An 18,756-nucleotide genomic window follows, 5' to 3' on the forward strand; every position below is an offset into this window, starting at 1 on the left:
CCCTTTTTCGTTGCCGGTCGGGTGACGGAAGCAGTCTCTAAGTGCGTACGGACGAATAGCGGCGGAGTACCGGGCCGGCGAAGCTCAACTTGCCTCTCCGCGCGCGGCGCGGCATGGACGGTGCGATGCTGACCGAAATCGCCTACGCCAAGATCAACCTCGCGCTTCATGTCCGCAGGCGACGCGAGGACGGCTATCACGAGCTGGAAACCCTGTTCGCGTTCGTCGATGCGGGGGACGCCTTGGCTGCGACTCCAGCAGAGGCGGACCGGCTGACCACGCACGGCGAATTTGCCGGGAAGATCGACGATCCTTTCGGCAATATCGTCGCCAAGGCGCTGCTGGCGCTGCCGCATGGCGAGGGGAAGCAGGGCTGGGCGGTCGATCTCGAAAAGCGCTTGCCGGTTGCGGCGGGGCTGGGCGGCGGATCGGCCGATGCCGGCGCGGTGTTCCGCATGGTCGAGCGTGCCCATGGCCTGCCCGAGGACTGGCATGCGCGGGCGGCAAGACTGGGCGCGGACGTGCCCGCCTGCGTGCTGTCGCGGCCCTGCATCGGCACCGGCACGGGCACCGATCTTGCCGAAGTGGCGGAGAACGACCTCGAAGGCTGCTCTGTCCTTCTGGTCAACCCGCGCGCGCCCGTGCCGACCGGGCCGGTGTTCAAGGCCTGGGACCAGCGCGACCGCGGGCCGATGCCGAGCGGAACCTTGCGGCAGATCGCCCTGGCCGGTCGTAACGACCTGGAAGACCCGGCGATCGCCCTATGCCCGGTGATAGCCGAAGTGCTCGCGGCCTTGCGGGACACCGCGCCGTTCCTGGCGCGCATGTCCGGCTCCGGCGCGACGTGCTTCGCCCTCTACGAGAGTCAGGAAGCCTTAAGCCAGGCCGCGGCAAGGATCGCGGCAGACCATGCCGATTGGTGGCAATTATCCGGGAAGCTGCGTTGAAAACTTCCGATATTTCAGACCCCGAAGCGGCGGGTAAAGTCTACCGGGTGCTCGGCACGCCGGCCGCGGGCGGCATTCTCGTCGTGGCGGATCATGCTTCGAACCATGTGCCGGAGGGGATCGACCTAGGTATTCCCGCCGAGTTGATGAACCAGCACATCGCCATCGACATCGGCGTGGCGGGGGTGGCGCAGCGCATGGTGGCTCCGGGCGTGTGGGGCTGGCTCGCCGGGATCAGCCGCCTGGTCTGCGACCTCAACCGCGATATCGGCATGCCCGGCATGTTTCCCGAGGTTTCGGACGGCTATGCGATCCCCGGCAACATGATCGGCGATGAAGGCCGGGCAGCGCGCGTCGCGGCCTATTTCGATCCCTATCACACGGCGCTCGAACAGGCGCTGGAGCAAGCCGCTCCCGCCTTGATCGTCTCGCTTCACAGCTTCACTCCCGGCCTGGCGACTTGCGACAAGCCGCGCCCTTGGGAAATCGGCATTCTCTACAACGAGGACGATCGCGCCGCCCGTCTCGCCATTCCGCTGCTGGAAGCCGAAGGCCTGACAGTGGGCGACCAGGAGCCTTACTCGGGCCGAGTGCTCAACGCCTCGATGAACCGTCACGCCGAAAGGCATGGCCGCCCCTACCTCTCCATCGAGATCCGGCAGGACCAGATCGCCGATGCGGCAGGACAGGCGGTCTGGGCGGAACGGATGACCCGTATCTGCAGCGCGGTCGCCGACGGGCTTCGCTGATTCGTCCGGGTTGTCGCGAAGGCGCGGCGCGGATAGGCTGCCGGAGATTGATCCGGGGGCAACATGATCGGCTATCACCTTGTACGACTGGCGAAATTCTCCGGTCGTGAAACCCGCGCGGCATTCTGGCCATGGGCGGCCGTGGTGGTCGGGCTGGTCCTGCTCGGCGGCGTTGCCGCGATGACGCCGCAAGTGCTCGCGTCCATGGCGAAGATGCGCAAGTTCGCGCTGGAGCATCCCGATCAGGCGACGATCACTTCGGGGCCGGGCCATTATGAGATCAGCATAGAAGGCCATCATCCGGAACTGATGCCGGACATGGGCCCGTTCGTGCTGGCGCTGGAGGGTACGATGGCCGTGTTGATCGTGCTGATCGCCGCCGCTGCGGTGCGCCGCCTGCATGACACGGGGCGTTCGGGCGCCTGGGCGCTGCTGCCCTTGCCGTTCCTGTTTTTCGGTTTCTCCAGGATGCCCGTGCTCTTTGCCGATCCGGTGTTCGACACCCGGCTGTTCGGACTGCTGTTCCTCAACAATCTCTGCTATCTTGCAGCCCTTGGCGCGCTAATCCTGCTGCTCGCCCGGTCCGGCAAGCCCGGTGAAAACCGTTTCGGCCCGGAGCCCCGAGGCTAGTTCCGCACGATCCGAAAAGCGAAAAGCGCGTTTTTGGAAATTTTATGCCTCGCAAAAGCCAGGCACTTGTCGTAGGGGCGCGGTCGAGACGGTAGCTGTCCCGCGCCGTGCCCATGAAAAATCCCGGAGTTCGCACAATGCCCGCCTATCGTTCACGCACTTCCACTCACGGCCGCAACATGGCGGGCGCGCGTGGCCTCTGGCGCGCGACGGGGATGAAGGATGGGGACTTCGGCAAGCCGATCATCGCGGTGGTGAACTCGTTCACGCAGTTCGTGCCCGGCCACGTCCACCTGAAGGACCTGGGCCAGATGGTCGCGCGCGAGATCGAGGCGGCCGGCGGCGTCGCCAAGGAATTCAACACCATCGCGGTGGATGACGGCATCGCCATGGGCCACGACGGCATGCTCTATTCGCTGCCCAGCCGCGACCTGATCGCCGACAGCGTGGAATACATGGTCAACGCCCACTGCGCGGACGCCATGGTCTGCATCTCCAACTGCGACAAGATCACGCCGGGCATGCTGATGGCGGCGCTGCGCATCAACATTCCGGTGGTCTTCGTTTCCGGCGGACCGATGGAAGCGGGCAAGGTCGTGCTGCGCGGCAAGGAGCAGGCGCTCGACCTGGTCGACGCCATGGTCGCCGCCGCCGACGAGAGCTATACCGACGAGGAAGTCCAGGCGATCGAGCGTTCGGCGTGCCCGACCTGCGGTTCGTGCTCGGGCATGTTCACCGCCAATTCGATGAACTGCCTGACCGAAGCGCTGGGTCTCTCGCTGCCGGGCAATGGCTCCACCCTGGCCACCCACTCCGATCGCCAGCGCCTGTTCCTGGAGGCCGGTCGCCTCGCCGTGGACTTGTGCCGCCGCTATTACGAGCAGGACGACGAGACCGCCCTGCCGCGCAATATCGCCAGCTTCGGCGCGTTCGAGAACGCCATGAGCCTGGACATCGCCATGGGCGGATCGACCAACACCGTGCTCCACCTGCTCGCCGCCGCCGTGGAGGCGGGCGTGGACTTCACGATGGAGGACATCGACCGCCTCAGCCGCAAGGTGCCGTGCCTGTCCAAGGTCGCGCCGGCGAAGAACGACGTCCACATGGAAGACGTCCACCGCGCCGGCGGCATCATGGCGATCCTCGGTCAGCTTGACCGCGCGGGCCTGCTGCACACCGACCTGCCGACCGTTCATGCGCGCACCCTGGGCGATGCGCTGAACCACTGGGACATCTCGCGCACCAATGCGCCTTCGGTGCAGGAATTCTTCAAGGCGGCGCCGGGCGGCGTGCCGACGCAGACCGCGTTCAGCCAGAGCCGCCGCTGGGAAGAACTCGATCTCGACCGCGAGAACGGCGTGATCCGCAGCAAGGAGCACGCGTTCAGCCAGGACGGCGGTCTTGCGGTGCTCTACGGCAATATCGCGCAGGACGGCTGCATCGTGAAGACGGCGGGCGTGGATGACAGCATCCTGAAGTTCACCGGCACCGCGCGCGTCTACGAATCGCAGGATGCGGCGGTCGCGGGCATCCTTGGCGCGCAAGTCGGCGCGGGCGACGTGGTCGTCATCCGCTACGAAGGGCCGCGCGGCGGGCCGGGCATGCAGGAAATGCTCTATCCCACCAGCTACCTGAAGTCGAAGGGCCTGGGCAAAGCCTGCGCGCTGCTGACTGACGGCCGTTTCTCGGGCGGCACCTCGGGCCTGTCGATCGGACATGCTTCGCCGGAAGCCGCCGAGGGCGGGGCTATCGGGCTGGTCGAGAACGGCGACACGATCGAGATCGACATCCCCGGCCGCACCATCAACCTGATGGTTTCGGACGAGATTCTGGCCCATCGCCGCGCCCAGCAGGAAGCACGCGGGGCCGATGCCTGGTCGCCGGTGCATCCGCGCCCGCGCAAGGTTTCGGCCGCGCTCCAGGCCTATGCCGCGATGACCACCAGCGCCGCCAAGGGCGCGGTGCGCGACGTGACCCAGCTCAAGCGTCGCTAAGGCATGCATGCCGCCTCCCCGGATGCGATCCGGGGAGGCGGTGTCCCATTTTGGTCTGCCTTGCACATGGCGTTGGCGCCGCGCTGCTCGCGCCTGTAGCAAGGCGCATGGCCATGAAATTCCTCACCGTCCTGCCGCTTTCCCTTGCTCTTGCGGCATGCTCTGCCGGGCATGAGGTGCCGGAGCAGGCCGAAGGCGGAGAGCGCATTCCCTGCGCCGTCGCCGGTTCGGCGGAACTTAAACCGGTCTGCGCGGTAGAGCGCGTGCGCGAGCAGGACCGGTTGGTGCTGGTGGTCCATCATCCGGACGGCGGGTTCCGGCGCTTCACGGTCATGACCGACGGCAGCGGGCTGGCGGTTGCCGATGGGGCGCAAGTGGCGGTAACAAGGCTGGACGGTGATCGGCTCGACGTCAGCCTCGGGGCGGACCGTTACCTGTTTCCGGTCACGAGGAAGCCCCATGCCGCAGAGTCCAAGCCCGCACGATAGCCAGATCCTCACCGTGTCGCAGATGCGCGGCGCGGAGGAGGCGCTGATGGCGGCGGGTTCTTCCGTCGATGCGCTGATGCAACTGGCGGGGCGCGGCGCGGCCGAGTGGATCTGGCGGATATGCGCCGGGCGGCGGGTCACGGTGCTGTGCGGCCCGGGGAACAACGGCGGCGACGGATATGTCATGGCCGAGGCCATCCGCGAGCGCGGGGGCCAGGTCGCCGTGGTGGCCGCGGGCGAGCCGAAGTCCGATGCCGCGCGGCATGCGCGCGCGCTCTATCAGGGCCGGGTGCTGGACGCCGGACAGGCGGGCGCAGCCGAAGGCGATGTCTTCGTCGACTGCCTCTACGGTAGCGGGCTGACGCGGCCGCTCTCGGCGGAACAATTCACGCTGCTGAACCGTCTGGCCGAGGCGCATCACCACCGGATCGCCGTCGATCTGCCCAGCGGCGTACAATCCGATACCGGCATGGTGCTGAACGAAGTGCTGCCGCGCTATGACCTCACCCTGGCGCTTGGGGCATGGAAGTTCGCCCATTTCCTGATGCCGGCGACCGCCAGAATGGGGGCTTTGCGCCTGGTGCCGATCGGTGTGGAACCGGTGTCGGGCGCGGCAACGGCCGTGAGCAAGCCGCGGATTTCGGCGCCCGGGCCTGACGCGCACAAATATCGGCGCGGCTTGCTGGCCGTGGTCGGCGGCGCAATGCCCGGCGCGGCGGTACTGGCGAGCCTGGCCGCGCAGGGAGCAGGAGCGGGCTATGTGAAGCTGTTCGCAAACAGCAAGCGCAATGTTCCCGCGGACCTCGTGGTCGACCAGGGCAAGTTGATCGACGTACTGGCCGATGATCGCAACACGGCCATTCTCGTGGGACCGGGCCTCGGCCGCGACACTGCCGCGCGCGAGCGACTGGCGATCGCCCTGGCCGATTCGGCTGCGGCCCTGGTGGATGCCGATGCACTGGTGCTGCTGGGCCCGCGCCATCTGGCCGAGCGCAAGGCGGCGACCGTGGCGACGCCGCACGAGGGTGAACTGCTGGCGCTCGAACGTGCTTTCGGTCTCGACGGCACGGGCAGCAAGCCGCGCCGGGCGCTGGCGCTGGCGGAAGCGGCAGGGCTGATCGTCGTCGCCAAGGGGCCGGATACGGTGATCGCCGCGCCCGATGGCCGACTGGCCTGCGCCCCCCGCGCGACGTCGTGGCTCTCCACGGCCGGAACCGGCGATGTGCTGGCCGGCTGCATCGCCAGCCGCCTCGCCGCCGGAGCGGATGGCTTTGCCGCCGCTTGCGAGGGCGTCTGGCTCCACGGAGAGGCCGCGCGGCGGTGTCCGCCTGCCTTTACTGCCGGTCAGCTTGGACAAATGGTCCCGGCTGCGCTAGCGGCCTGCCTGTGACTACCGAAACCGAAGAAATCCTGAGAATCGCCTCCAAGGGCGACGGCGTAACCGCGAGCGGGCGCTTCGCCTGGGGCGCCGCGCCGGGCGACCTGCTGCGCGAAGACGGCACCCTGGAATGGGGGCCGCACCATATCCAGGCCGCGTGCACCCATTTCGGCCGCTGCGGCGGCTGCCAGCTCCAGCAGCTGGACGAGGAAAGCCTGGCCGCCTTCGTCGAAGGGCGCGTCGCCAATGCCTCGGCCTCGCAGGAACTGGGCGCGGAGACGATCTCCGCTCCGTACTTGTCCCCGCCGGGCGCGCGCCGCCGCGTGTCGCTGCGCGCCGAAAGCTCGGGCGGGCGCATCGTCATCGGCTTCCGCGAGGCAAAGTCCCACCGGCTGGTAGAGCTCGACGAGTGCCCGGTCATGGCGCCGGAGCTTTTTGCGGTGCTCGGTCCGCTGCGCAAGCTGCTCATCATGATGGGCAAGGCGGCACCGGCGAAGAAGGGCGGCAAGCCCGGAAAGTCGGCCCGGCACCAGCAGGCGCGCATGGCCGCCGATATCGAGATGACCCTGACTGACCAGGGCGTGGACCTTGGCGTGAAGGGACTCACTGCCGAGGGGTTGGCCGCGACCGAAGCGATGCTCGACTTCTCGCGCGAACATGGCCTCGCGCGCCTTACCATGGACGGCGGCTACGGCTTCGAAACCGTGTGGGAGCCGGTGCCGGTCACCGTGAAACTCGGCGGCGTGCATGTGCCGTTTCCGCCGGGCTCGTTCCTGCAGGCGACGGTGGACGGCGAGGAAGCGCTGGTCGAAGCGGCGCGTGGCTGGCTTCAGGGCGCGGCGACGGTTGCCGATCTCTTTTCCGGGCTTGGCACTTTCGCGCTGGCATTGGCCGGACCGCAGACCAAAGTGCTGGCAGCCGAAGCCGCGCGCGATGCGCATCTGGCCTGCAAGTCCGCCGCGGACAGCGCCCAACTGCCGGTGTTCAGCGCGCACCGCGACTTGTTCCGCAACCCGCTCCAGCCCGACGAACTGAGCAAGTTCGAGGCCGTGCTGCTCGACCCGCCGCGCGCCGGCGCGCGCGAGCAGGTGGAGTGCATCGCCGGGTCCACGGTGAACCGCGTCGTCTATATCTCGTGCAATCCGTCGAGCTGGTCGCGCGATGCCGCGCGGCTGATCGAGGCGGGCTTCAGATTGGTGGAACTGCGCCCCGTGGGCCAGTTCCGCTGGTCCACCCACGTCGAACTCGCGAGCTATTTCGAGCGCGCCTGAAGCTGCGGGTTACCTGAAGCGCGGATGTGTGCTGACTGAACCGGCGGCGCCGGATCAGTCAGCCTGTTGCGCTTTCGCCATCATGTCCATGAAATCCCGCGCGGCGTTGCGGTCCTCATCATTGTCGAAAGCGACGTCGAGGTCCGGCGAGGCGTTGAACAGATAGAGCAGGGACCACAGCGCGAACCGGCGGCTCCGGTCCTTCTCCATGCCCAGATCGACGCGCATGCGATCGATGCCGGTTTCCAGCGTGGTGGGTGCGATGGTCGAAAGGTCGTCGGTGCCGAAATAGCGGCGGAGCTGATCGTCGAAATCCATGCCCCGGCCCTAGCACCGGAAGATCGGATCGCGAAGACCCGTCAGGAATCGCCGTCCTTTTCGGCCATCTGGGCTGCGACGAGCTGGTAGATCACCAGAGCCCAGGTGCTGCCGATCATGCCCACGAAGAAAGTCGACCAGCTAAGGCCCCAGTCCGCGTCCAGCAGATTATTGGTGAGCGCAGCCAGCGTGACCAGCACCAGAAGCGTTTCCAGAGTTGCGAAACCCCAGCGGATGGAGACGACCGAATATGACTCGCTGCGTGTGCTCACGCCCGTCTCCCAACCCAAAGTTATCCCTTTGAGGCAAGAATAATACGGAGCAGGGGCCTCGTCCAGAAAATACGTTCAGATGAAAGCATCTCGAAACGGGATTTCGCCAAAAGCGGAGCGCTGGGTTCAGGCGTCTTCCCGAAGGACGCGTGCGAAGGCTTCGGCATCGGTATTGCCGCCCGAGAGGATCACGGCGGTGCGATCGGTCAGGTCGACTTTGCCTGCCAGCACGGCCGCCAGCGCCGCGGCGCCGCCCGGTTCGATCACGAGACGCAGTTTGGCGAAGGCCAGGCGCTGGGCAGCGCGGATTTCTGCCGGTGTCGCCACGAGGCCGAAGGGACAGCGGGCTTTCATGATCTCGAAATTGACGGGCCATGTCGCCGGCGTCTGCAGAGCGTCGCAGGCGGTGGGAGGGGCATCGGCGGCCACGCGCTGGATCTCTCCTGCCGCCAGACTGCGGCAGACATCGTCCCAGCCTTCCGGCTCGACCGGGACGATCCGGGCGTCCGGCAAGGCGAGGGCGAGGCCGGCCGTGAGGCCACCGCCGCCGCAGGGCGCCACCACCTGATCGGGGGCTTCAAGGCCCAGTTCCGCCATTTGCGCGGCGATTTCAGTGCCGGTGCTGCCCTGTCCCTCGATCACCCAGGGGTCGCCGAAAGCATGGACGAGCGTGGCGCCGCGGGCGGCGCAGATCCGACCGGCCACCGCATCGCGGTCCTCGCCGCCGGGGCGATCGTAGAGGATTACTTCGGCGCCCAGGGCGCGGGTGTTGTCCAGCTTCACGGCGGGCGCGTCGATGGGCATGACGATGGCAGCGGCAATGCCCAGGCGGCGCGCGGCCCAGGCCACGCCTTGCGCATGGTTGCCGCTGGAGACGCCGACGACGCCGCGCGCCCGCTCCGTTTCGCTCAATGCGGTGAGCCGGTGCCAGGCGCCGCGGATCTTGAAGGCGCCTACGGGTTGGAGGCTCTCGGCCTTGCACCAGATGGTGCGGCCCTCGAACTCTAGCGGAAGCAGGGGCGTGCGCGGCAGGATTTCCGCGACTTTGCGGGCAGCCAGGGCCACGCCTGCGGCAGTGGGGCGATAGTCGGGCGAGTGCGTCATGCCCGGGGGCATAGCCTCAGCGGATCAGGCGCACCATCTGATAATAGCCAAGCGGTCCGCGCTGGACCTCGATCCGCAGGCCATGCTCCCCCGCGAGGCGCGCAGCGACCATCGGCAGGTCCAGGCGCGGGGATACGTGGAATTTCCCCAGCCAGGCCCTGAGCGCCGCGCGCAAGGGAGAGGGCAGGCCGGAAAGATCGCCGAAATCGACCGCATGGAGGACACCGCCGGGCGCCAGCGCTGCGGCGGCCTGCGTCAGCGCCGCCTGCCAGCCGGGGATCATCGAGAGGGTGTAGGAGAGCACGACCCGGTCGAAGCCGGTTCGGCCGAAGAGGGCCTGCGAATCGAACCGCGTTGCATCGCCCAGCGCCAGCTGCGCCTGCGGGCCGAGCCGGGCGCTCGCGCTTTTCAGCATCTCGCTGGAGATGTCGAAGCCGTGGCACTGCACGTCCGGCCATGCCGCTGCGATCAGTTCGAGATTGCGGCCCGTGCCGCAACCCACTTCGAGCACGGCCATTCCGGGCCGCGCATCGAGTTCGCGGATCAGGCGATCCCGGCCGAACAGGTAGTATTTGCGCGTGAAGTCGTAGATGTGGCGCTGGCCGCGATAGACTTTGTCCATCAGGGCCGCATGATCCTGCGAAACGGCGGTTCCGGTCATCGTCCGGCGCTCAGCCGCGCAGCACGTAGAGGTGGACGCCGCCATAGATCGACGAGCGATCCGCCTGGGTTGCCGCCCGCGATTCCTCCTCGCGATAGTCCCAGCGCGATAGGATTTCCTCGGGCACTCGGCCCGGCAGGAGCGTCGGCTCCGCGGCCGTGCGGAACAGCACGCGCGAGCCGGGGCGGGCGGTGCGGGTGATTTCGCTCCAGAGTTCGGTCAGCTGCGCGTCGCTCATCCAGTCCTGCGCGTCGAGCAGGATATAGCGGTCGAGCGAGGCTTCGGCGCTTTCCTTCAGCACCTGGGTGAAGTTTGCGTGGCGCAAGGTGAGCCGGCCCAGCCGTTCGCGTACCAGCTCGACATTGGCTTCCTGCAGATAGGGGGGCAGCGGCGCCTTGGCCTCACGGCCATAGCCGCGGCCGAAGGCTTGCCAGGCGAAGTAGTTGTCGTCGAGCGGGAAGTGGCAGGCCAGCTTCTCCAGCCGCGCGCGCAGCACGTCGGCCATGCGGTTGCCGCCGGCCAGCGCGTCGTATTGCGCAGGGGGAATGCCGAGGCCGAAGAGCGAGGCGGGCTGGTCGGTCAGCCAGCGCACGAGCTTGCGTTCGAAAATCGGCGCGAAGCGTTCGTCGAACACCCGGCGCTGTTCCTCCAGCGTTTCCGCGCCGAGGATCTCGCTCGGGTCGATCTTGTAGAGCTTGGCAAGGACGTGGGCGGCGCCGATGAAGTGGCCGAGTAGGCCCTGCTTGTAGATGCCGCGCGTAAAGCCCTTGATGCGCCGGCGGCCCACCAGGTCGCGGCCTTCCCAGTAGCGGCGGGTGGCCTCGTCGAGATGGGGCGCAAGACGCTCGCGATAAGTCGCGAAATTGCCGGGATGGTCGGCCTCGCCGATGAAGCGGCGCAAGTCCGCATAGTCCGTTAGGTTGCGGATCGCAGCGATCTTGAGGCGGCCGAGCGCGATGTGCGCGGTGTTGAGGTCCACGCTGGTGATCGCGGCCGGGTCTGCCGTGAGATAGGACAGTGCGTTGCAGCTGCCGCTGGAGATCGTGATGACCCGGCTATCCGGCCCGATCTGCAGGGCTTCCATGTCGGCGACCGGGTCTTCCCAGATCTGCGCGTAGACCAGGCCCTTGAAGGCGAGCGCGAAGGCCTTGTCGAGCAGGCGCGCACCGCGCCTGGTTTCCTGGCGGACAACGGCGCCTTCGATGAGGTTGGATGCGGGATGGGCATTGGACATCGTTCGGCGGACCCCCGGGCCGTAAGAAGCTTGTGCGGCTCCAATGCCTCCGCGGCGTGACCGCGCGATGACGGGACGATGGCGGATTATGACAGTCTTTTGTTTGGTACGCCTTCGACCTCCGTCGTTTTTGCCCCGCCCGTCAGGTCGGGCAAAAACTCTCACAGTTGAGTTGTCACACAGGGCCTCTATATGCGGCTGTTCGCGAGCATCGCGTTAAGGAGACAGATTGGTGAGCAAGGTTCTGGTGATCGGCGCAGGCGGCGTCGGTTCGGTCGCGGTCCACAAGATGGCGATGAATCCCGACATCTTCTCGGACATTCACCTCGCGAGCCGCACGGTCTCCAAGTGCGAGGCGATTGCCGAGTCGGTCAAGGCGCGCACCGGCGTCTCGATCAGCACTTATGCGATCGACGCTGATGACGTGGCCGCGACGAGCGCGCTGATCCGCTCGATCGGGCCGGAACTCGTCGTCAACCTCGCGCTGCCTTATCAGGATCTCGCGATCATGGACGCCTGCCTGGCGACCGGCGTGAACTACATGGATACCGCGAACTACGAGCCCAAGGACGTGGCCAAGTTCGAATATCACTGGCAGTGGGCCTACCAGGACAAGTTCAAGGAAGCGGGCCTCACCGCGCTGCTCGGCTCGGGCTTCGATCCGGGCGTGACCTCGGTCTTCGCCATGTGGCTGAAGAAGCACAAGCTCAAGACCATCCGCACGCTCGACATTCTCGATTGCAACGGCGGCGACCACGGCCAGGCTTTCGCGACCAACTTCAACCCGGAAATCAACATCCGCGAAGTGACCGCGCCGGCCCGCCACTGGGAGAACGGCGAATTCGTCGAGACCCCGGCGATGGGCGTGAAGCAGAGCTTCGACTTCGAGGCCGTCGGTCCCAAGAACATGTACATGATGTATCACGAGGAACTGGAAAGCCTCGCGAAGTTCATCCCCGAGATGGAGCGCGCGCGCTTCTGGATGACCTTCGGCGATGCCTATATCCAGCACCTTACCGTACTGCAGAACGTGGGCATGACCCGCATCGACCCGGTGATCTACAACGGCGTCGAGATCATCCCGCTCCAGTTCCTCAAGGCCGTGCTGCCCGAGCCGGCCTCGCTCGGCCCCACGACCAAGGGCAAGACCAATATCGGCGACATCGCGACCGGCGAAGCGCTCGATGGTTCGGGCGAGAAGACGTTCTACATCAAGAACATCTGCGACCATGAAGACGCCTATGCCGAAACCGGCAACCAGGCCGTCAGCTACACCACCGGCGTTCCGGCGATGATCGGCGCGGCCATGCTGCTGACCGGCAAGTGGAGCGGTGCAGGCGTGTTCAACATGGAGCAGTTCGATCCCGATCCCTACATGGACATGCTCAACCAGCATGGCCTGCCGTGGACGGTCGAGGAACTCGACGGACCGCTGGCGTTCTGATGGCAGGGCTGCGGACCGTCCTCGTCGCTGCCTTCGGCGCTCTCGCGCTGGTCGGCTGCGCGCCGCAGGACGGTCCGCAGCCGCCTTCCACCCCGGCACCCGCCAGCCCGACACCGCCGACCCAGCCGGCCGGACACAAGGGCGAGGGGCAGGACTATAACCGCGACATGAGCGCGGACGATCGCGCAGCCTGCCAGTCCGCAGGCGGCACCGTGCAGCGCCGCGGCATGCTGGGCATGGAGCAATGCGTCCATCCCTACGCCGATGCGGGCAAGCCTTGCACCGATTCCGCGCAGTGCCAGGGCAAGTGCGTCGGCAGTGCGGGCGCCGTGTCTCCGGACAAGGCCGCGAGCGGGACCTGCCAGGCCGACGACAAGCTCTATGGCTGCTATGCCGAGGTCAAGCAGGGCAAGGCGGTCAACGCCATCTGCGTCGACTGAGGCGGCCGTGAACTGGACCTTCGTTGCGCCCGTGGCCATGCTGGCGGGCTCCAATATCTTCATGAACACCGCCTGGTACCTCCATCTCAAGATGCCTGGCAAAGCCTTGTGGGTGGCCGTGGCGATGAGCTGGGGCATTGCCTTCTTCGAATATTGCCTGGCCGTGCCTGCCAACCGGATCGGCAGCCAGGTCTATTCGCTGGGCCAGCTCAAGGTGCTGCAGGAGGCCATGTCGCTCATGGCTTTCGTCCTGGTGGCCTGGGCGCTGTTCGGTCAGAAGCCGGGGTTGAACGAGATCGTCGGCTTCGCGCTGGTCGGGGCAGGGGCCTGGTTCATCTTCAAGGGCCCGTTCGGCTGACGTGTTCTTGAAGCCGTGCGCAGGCAGGGCCATCTGGTTGCAAATTCGGCTCCCTTCGCGGGGGCCATCCGAAAAGGACTGAACGAACATGGAAACCCGCGCCGGTGATCCGGGAGCTTTCGCCCATTTCGACCTGTCGCGCGTCGACAGCCCCAGTTTCGTGGTCGATGCGGCCCGGCTGCGCAGCAACCTGCGCGTGCTGGCCGATGTCGGCGAACGATCGGGCGCCAAGGTCCTGTCCGCGCTCAAGGCCTTCTCGATGTGGTCGACTTCGCAGATCGTCGGCGAATATCTCGACGGTGTCTGCACCTCGGGCCTGTGGGAAGCCCGTCTCGCCTCGGAATTCTACGATGGTGAGATCGCGACGTATTGCGCGGCCTACAAGGAACAGGATCTCGACGAGATCCTGCGCCTGTCGGACCATGTGATCTTCAATTCACCGATGCAGATCGAGCGCTTCTGGGCGCAGATCGAGGCGGCGCGCGCGCGCGGAGAGGACTTCGACATCGGTCTGCGCGTCAATCCGATGCATGCCGAAGGCGAAGTGCCGAAGTACGACCCCTGCGCACCGCATTCGCGCCTGGGCTTCCCGATCGACCAGCTCACCGAAGAGCATGTCGAGATGATCGACGGCATCCACATGCACACTTTGTGCGAACAGGACTTCGAGCCGCTGCGGCGGACCTGGGACAAGGCCTTCGATTACCTCGAACCGTTCTTCGGCCAGTTCAAGTGGATCAACCTGGGCGGCGGCCACCACATCACCCGCGCCGACTATCAGCGCGACGAGCTGGTGGAATTCCTGATCGACCTTCAGGAGGACACCGGCGCCGAAGTCTATATCGAGCCGGGTGAGGCCGTTGCGCTCGATGCGGGTATCCTGGTGGGGTCCGTGCTCGACGTGGCGCATAACGGCATGCCCGTGGCGATCGTCGACATTTCCGCGACCTGCCACATGCCGGACGTGATCGAAGCGCCCTATCGGCCCGCGATGCTCGGGGAAAAGGAAGAGGGCGAAGGCGAGCCGGTGCGGCTTGGCGGGCCTTCGTGCCTGGCCGGCGACGTGATCGGCGATTACGTCCTGCCCGTCGCCGCCGAGCCCGGAGCACGTTTCGCGTTCCTCGATCAGGCGCACTATTCGATGGTGAAGACCACGACCTTCAACGGCGTTCCGCTTCCCTCGATCTGGCTCTGGGATTCCGAGACCGACTCGCTCGAATGCATCCGCCGCTTCGGCTACGAGGATTTCCGCGACCGTCTCAGCTAAGGGAACCCCCTGAAATCAACGCGGGACGGCTCGATCCGTCCCGCGATTCCCCCACTCGGTCCCCTCCTGGTCGACTCGAAAGAACTCGTCCGGTCCCTCCTGCATTGTAGCTGTGAAACCGGCATATCCAGGTGTCCCTTTCATGACGGATGACCGGTTAGGGTTGCGCGAGCTAACGCTCTGTAAAGTCGCAGAAAAACCAAGTGGAGAGGCGGCATGATTTCACGCCCGATTTCCGATTATGACGTTTCTGTGAAACGGACCTTTTTTCACTTGCGATTCAGCTTGAGAGCCCTATATCCCGCCCCTCGCTGCCCCATGGGGACTTCCAAACCGCAAGGCAGCTCTTGTCATTAACAATTCCGTTTGGGGGTCCCTTGAGTTGCTCGAATTTCTTGACGCACCGGCTGTAGCGCGCGCAATCGCGCCCGACGAACCCGTTATTCTCAACCGCCAGCATGCTGCTGCGCGCGCGGCCCGTTTCTTCGCAACGAAGTTTCCGGGCAAGGCGCTCTATGCCGTGAAGGCGAACCCGTCGCCGGATCTTATCAAGATCCTCTGGGCGAATGGCATCACGCATTACGACGTCGCTTCCATCGGTGAAGTGCGCATGGTTCGCGGGGCACTGCCCGACGCGACCCTGTGCTTCATGCATCCGGTGAAGACGGCCAGCGCGATCCGCGAAGCCTACTTCGAACACGGCGTCCGCACCTTCAGCCTCGACACGATCGAGGAAGTCGAGAAGATCCTCGAAGCGACCACCGACGCGGAAGGCAGCCGCGCGACGGACCTGCGCCTCTGCGTGCGTCTGCGCGTCTCTTCCGAATATTCGGAACTGAGCCTCGCCTCGAAGTTCGGTGTCGATCTTGCCGATGCTGGAGAGCTGCTCCAGGCCACCCGTCAGGTTGCTGACTGGCTGGGCGTATGCTTCCACGTCGGTTCGCAGGCGATGACGCCTTTCGCCTACGTCCAGGCCCTCGAGCGCGCACGCGCCGCGATTGCCGACGCCGGTGTCGTCATCGACATGATCGACGTTGGTGGAGGTTTCCCCTCGGTCTATCCGGGCATGGAGCCGCCGCCGCTGGAAGACTATTTCCAGGTCATCCACCGTCACTTCGAAGCCCTGCCGATCGCCTACAACGCGGAACTGTGGTGCGAGCCCGGTCGTGCGCTCTCGGCCGAGTACAGCTCGATGATCGTCAAGGTCGAGAAGCGCCGCGGTGATGAGCTTTACATCAACGAGGGTGCCTATGGCGCGCTCTACGATGCCGCCCACGTCGCCTGGCGCTTCCCGGTGAAGTGCATCTCGCGTGAGGCCGCCGTCGGTGGCGAGCGTTCGGACGATCTCGAGGGCTTCTCGTTCTACGGCCCGACCTGCGACGACGCGGACTTCATGGAAGGCCCGTTCATGCTCCCGGCCGACATCAAGGCGGGCGACTGGATCGAAGTGGGCATGCTCGGCGCTTACGGCGCGGCCATGCGCACGGCCTTCAACGGCTTCGGCACGGGCGAAGTGCTGAACGTCGCCGACGAGCCGATGGCGAGCCTCTACACGGGCGAGCGCAAGGATCCGCGCGTCTCCGACAATGTGGTGTCGCTGCGCTGATCTGAGCCATCCGATTACAGAAAAGCCCGCCGGGAGCAATTCCGGCGGGCTTTTTCGTGAGTGCTGCTGCCGTCCCGGATCGCGTCCGGGACGGCGGCGCTGCCTCAGGCCTGGACGAACAGGTCCTTGTAGGCGCGCGGCTGGCTGCGCATGAACTGCGGGGCCGCCTTGACCTTGGCGCCCAGGGCCGCAGCCGCATGCCAGGGCCAGCGCGGATCGTAGAGCACGGTGCGGGCCAGCGCGATCATGTCCGCCTCGCCCGTCGCAATGATGGCTTCGGCCTGCTCGGGCTCGGTGATGAGGCCGACGGCGATCACCGGCATCGACACCGCGTCCTTGACCTTGCGGGCAAGCGGAACCTGATAGTTCGGGCCGACCGGGATCGTCTGCGCCGCGTCCAGTCCGCCGCTGGAAACGTGGTAGGCGGCGCAGCCGCGCGCTTCCAGCGCCTTGGCGAATGCGATGGACTGTTCCACGTCCCATCCACCCTCGACCCAGTCGGTACCGGAAACGCGCATCGTCACCGGCTTGTCGGCCGGGAAAGCGGCGCGAACGGCATCGTAGACTTCGAGGGGGAAGCGCATGCGGTTTTCCAGGCTGCCGCCATATTCGTCCTCGCGCTTGTTGGAGAGCGGCGAGAGGAACTGGTGAAGCAGATAGCCGTGAGCGCCGTGGATCTGCACGGCATCGATGCCGAGGCGGGCAGCGCGGCGGGCGGCGTCGGCGAAGGCGTCGCGAATGCGGGCCAGCCCTTCGCGGTCGAGCGCTTCGGGCGGGTTCTCGTCGGGCAGGAACGGCAGGTCCGACGCCGAGACGGTCTGCCAGCCGTTCTCGTGATCGGGCGCGATCTGCGCGCCGCCGTCCCAGGGCTTGGCCGTGCTGGCCTTGCGTCCGGCATGGGCAAGCTGGATGGCAATCGGCATGTCGGACCAGCGGCGCACGCTTTCCAGCACCTGGCCCATCGCCTGTTCGGTGGCATCGTCCCACAGCCCGACATCAGCGTAGGAAATGCGGCCCTCGGGGCTGACGGCGCTGGCCTCGATCGTCAGGATGCCCGCGCCGGACTGCGCCAGATTGCCGAGGTGAATGGTGTGCCAGTCCGTCACCCGGCCATTTTCGGCGGAATATTGGCACATCGGCGCGATGACGATGCGGTTGTCGAGAGTGAGGTTGCCGATGGTGATCGGCTCGAACAGCTTGGCCATGGAAGTCCTTCTGGTCACGTCGTCGCGGGGGAAAGCGTCGGGAGAGACGCGCGGAGGCGACGGGAGGAACTTGGGGGCCGATGCGCAAATGAAAAGGGCTCCGCCGTCGGAACGGGGAGCCCTTTGCAAAAGAAAATGTTGCGACTGCGAAAGCGCGCGGCGGTCAGGCCGCCAGGCGCATTTCCAGCCGTTCCCAGATTTCGACGAGGGCTTCGGTGAGGCTCTGCATCATCGCCTCGGTATGCGCCGGGCCGGGCGTGAAGCGCAGGCGTTCGGTGCCGCGCGGCACGGTCGGGAAGTTGATCGGCTGCACATAGGCGCCATATTCCGCGAGCAGGATGTCGCTGATCTTCTTGGCTTTCACCGGATCCCCGACCATCAGCGGCACGATATGCGTGGTCGAATCCATGACCGGCAGGCCCGCATCGCGGAACATCTGCTTCATCAGGGCGGCCGACCGCTGCTGCCCTTCGCGCTCGGCGCTGGAGCCCTTGAGGTGTTTCACCGAGGCGAGCACGCCCGCAACGAGCACCGGCGAAAGCGAGGTGGTGAAGATGAAGCCCGGTGCGTAGGAGCGGATGCAGTCGATGATCTTCTGGTTGGTGGCGATATAGCCGCCCATCACGCCGAACGCCTTGCCCAGCGTGCCTTCGATGATGTCGATGCGGTGGGCCGCTTCGTCACGATCGGTGATCCCGCCGCCTCGCGGGCCGTACATGCCGACCGCGTGGACTTCGTCGATATAAGTGAGGGCGTTGTACTTCTCGGCCAGGTCGCAGATCGCGTGGATCGGGGCGACGTCTCCATCCATCGAATAGACCGACTCGAAAGCGACCAGCTTGGGCAGCGCGGGGTCGGTGGCGGCCAGCAGTTCCTCGAGATGTTCAAGGTCGTTGTGGCGGAACACCTTCTTTTCGCAACCCGAATTGCGAATGCCGGCGATCATCGAGGCGTGGTTGAGTTCGTCCGAAAAGATCACGCAACCCGGCAGCAATTTCGCCAGGGTGGAGAGCGTCGCGTCGTTCGAGACATAGCCCGAAGTGAACAGCAGCGCGCCTTCCTTGCCGTGAAGGTCGGCCAGCTCACTTTCAAGTTCGATGTGATAGTGCGTGTTGCCGCCGATATTGCGGGTGCCGCCGGAACCGGCGCCCACATCGTGCAGCGCCTCTTCCATGGCCTCGATCACCTTGGGGTGCTGGCCCATCGCGAGATAGTCGTTCGAGCACCAGACCGTGATCGGCTTCGGTCCATTGTGACCGGCGAAGCAGCGGGCATTCGGGTAGGCACCCTTGTTGCGCAGGATGTCGATGAAAACGCGATAGCGGCCTTCCGAATGGAGGCGCTCGATCGCTTGATCGAAGATGTTTTCGTAGTTCACCTAGGCTCTATC

At 66.0% G+C, this 18,756-nt stretch carries 19 protein-coding genes; 12 read left to right on the top strand and 7 right to left on the bottom strand.

Annotation, left to right across the window (positions count from 1 at the left end; genetic code table 11):
* The first annotated feature begins 113 nt into the window (after positions 1–113).
* From ACZ1J6_RS09440 to ACZ1J6_RS09470, 7 genes are all read left to right on the top strand, one after another.
* Positions 114–947 (top strand): 4-(cytidine 5'-diphospho)-2-C-methyl-D-erythritol kinase, encoded by an 834-nt coding sequence (locus ACZ1J6_RS09440; protein WP_465128062.1) that lies wholly within the window; start codon positions 114–116, stop codon positions 945–947.
* The gene (locus ACZ1J6_RS09445) at positions 944–1,696 is read left to right on the top strand and encodes an N-formylglutamate amidohydrolase (protein WP_431567980.1); all 753 of its coding nucleotides are present in this window, start codon (positions 944–946) and stop codon (positions 1,694–1,696) included. Before ACZ1J6_RS09440 ends, ACZ1J6_RS09445 begins: the two co-directional genes overlap by 4 nt.
* Positions 1,697–1,759: 63 nt before the next feature.
* Entirely contained in the window at positions 1,760–2,326 is a 567-nt protein-coding gene (locus ACZ1J6_RS09450; protein ID WP_132262169.1) for a DUF805 domain-containing protein, read from the top strand.
* Between the two features lie 137 nt (positions 2,327–2,463).
* The gene (gene ilvD, locus ACZ1J6_RS09455) at positions 2,464–4,320 is read left to right on the top strand and encodes a dihydroxy-acid dehydratase (RefSeq protein ID WP_132262170.1); all 1,857 of its coding nucleotides are present in this window, start codon (positions 2,464–2,466) and stop codon (positions 4,318–4,320) included.
* Between the two features lie 113 nt (positions 4,321–4,433).
* On the top strand, positions 4,434–4,808 hold the full coding sequence (locus tag ACZ1J6_RS09460; RefSeq protein WP_243654038.1) for a hypothetical protein: 375 nt from the start codon (positions 4,434–4,436) through the stop codon (positions 4,806–4,808).
* A complete protein-coding gene (locus ACZ1J6_RS09465; RefSeq protein ID WP_431567981.1) occupies positions 4,780–6,198 on the top strand; it encodes an NAD(P)H-hydrate epimerase in 1,419 nt (472 codons plus the stop codon). Before ACZ1J6_RS09460 ends, ACZ1J6_RS09465 begins: the two co-directional genes overlap by 29 nt.
* Complete coding sequence (locus ACZ1J6_RS09470; RefSeq protein ID WP_431567982.1) at positions 6,195–7,457, top strand: class I SAM-dependent RNA methyltransferase; 1,263 nt, start codon at positions 6,195–6,197, stop codon at positions 7,455–7,457. Before ACZ1J6_RS09465 ends, ACZ1J6_RS09470 begins: the two co-directional genes overlap by 4 nt.
* A gap of 54 nt (positions 7,458–7,511) precedes the next feature.
* On the opposite strand, the gene ACZ1J6_RS09475 is transcribed toward ACZ1J6_RS09470, so the two are convergent.
* The 5 genes from ACZ1J6_RS09475 to ACZ1J6_RS09495 form a co-directional block, all read right to left on the bottom strand.
* On the bottom strand, positions 7,512–7,775 hold the full coding sequence (locus ACZ1J6_RS09475; protein ID WP_134092689.1) for a hypothetical protein: 264 nt from the start codon (positions 7,773–7,775) through the stop codon (positions 7,512–7,514).
* 41 nt (positions 7,776–7,816) lie between these two features.
* Complete coding sequence (locus tag ACZ1J6_RS09480; protein ID WP_431567983.1) at positions 7,817–8,047, bottom strand: hypothetical protein; 231 nt, start codon at positions 8,045–8,047, stop codon at positions 7,817–7,819.
* A 126-nt stretch (positions 8,048–8,173) separates the two neighbouring features.
* Positions 8,174–9,151, bottom strand: a complete 978-nt coding sequence (locus ACZ1J6_RS09485; protein ID WP_431567984.1) for a threonine ammonia-lyase — start codon at positions 9,149–9,151, stop codon at positions 8,174–8,176.
* Between the two features lie 16 nt (positions 9,152–9,167).
* A complete protein-coding gene (locus ACZ1J6_RS09490; RefSeq protein ID WP_132262181.1) occupies positions 9,168–9,812 on the bottom strand; it encodes a class I SAM-dependent methyltransferase in 645 nt (214 codons plus the stop codon).
* Positions 9,813–9,822: 10 nt separating this feature from the next.
* On the bottom strand, positions 9,823–11,046 hold the full coding sequence (locus ACZ1J6_RS09495) for a BtaA family protein (protein WP_431567985.1): 1,224 nt from the start codon (positions 11,044–11,046) through the stop codon (positions 9,823–9,825).
* A 232-nt stretch (positions 11,047–11,278) separates the two neighbouring features.
* On the opposite strand from ACZ1J6_RS09495, the gene ACZ1J6_RS09500 reads away from it, so the two are divergent.
* The 5 genes from ACZ1J6_RS09500 (at position 11,279) to ACZ1J6_RS09520 (ending at position 16,161) form a co-directional block, all read left to right on the top strand.
* A complete protein-coding gene (locus ACZ1J6_RS09500) occupies positions 11,279–12,490 on the top strand; it encodes a saccharopine dehydrogenase family protein (protein WP_431567986.1) in 1,212 nt (403 codons plus the stop codon).
* Positions 12,490–12,930 (top strand): hypothetical protein, encoded by a 441-nt coding sequence (locus ACZ1J6_RS09505; RefSeq protein WP_431567987.1) that lies wholly within the window; start codon positions 12,490–12,492, stop codon positions 12,928–12,930. Before ACZ1J6_RS09500 ends, ACZ1J6_RS09505 begins: the two co-directional genes overlap by 1 nt.
* Positions 12,931–12,937: 7 nt before the next feature.
* Entirely contained in the window at positions 12,938–13,288 is a 351-nt protein-coding gene (locus tag ACZ1J6_RS09510) for a DMT family protein (RefSeq protein WP_132262188.1), read from the top strand.
* Between the two features lie 88 nt (positions 13,289–13,376).
* A complete protein-coding gene (locus ACZ1J6_RS09515; protein ID WP_132262190.1) occupies positions 13,377–14,555 on the top strand; it encodes a carboxynorspermidine decarboxylase in 1,179 nt (392 codons plus the stop codon).
* Between the two features lie 382 nt (positions 14,556–14,937).
* Entirely contained in the window at positions 14,938–16,161 is a 1,224-nt protein-coding gene (locus ACZ1J6_RS09520) for a type III PLP-dependent enzyme (protein ID WP_431567988.1), read from the top strand.
* Between the two features lie 104 nt (positions 16,162–16,265).
* Here the strand turns inward: ACZ1J6_RS09520 and ACZ1J6_RS09525 are convergent, their stop codons facing one another.
* Positions 16,266–17,366, bottom strand: a complete 1,101-nt coding sequence (locus ACZ1J6_RS09525; RefSeq protein ID WP_431568021.1) for an NADH:flavin oxidoreductase/NADH oxidase — start codon at positions 17,364–17,366, stop codon at positions 16,266–16,268.
* 163 nt (positions 17,367–17,529) lie between these two features.
* Positions 17,530–18,744 carry a 5-aminolevulinate synthase gene (hemA, locus tag ACZ1J6_RS09530; protein ID WP_132262196.1) on the bottom strand — a complete coding sequence of 405 codons (1,215 nt, stop codon included), beginning with the start codon at positions 18,742–18,744 and terminating at the stop codon, positions 17,530–17,532.
* Positions 18,745–18,756: the final 12 nt, after the last annotated feature.

The sequence above is a fragment of the Novosphingobium sp. BL-S-21 genome, from assembly GCF_055521655.1.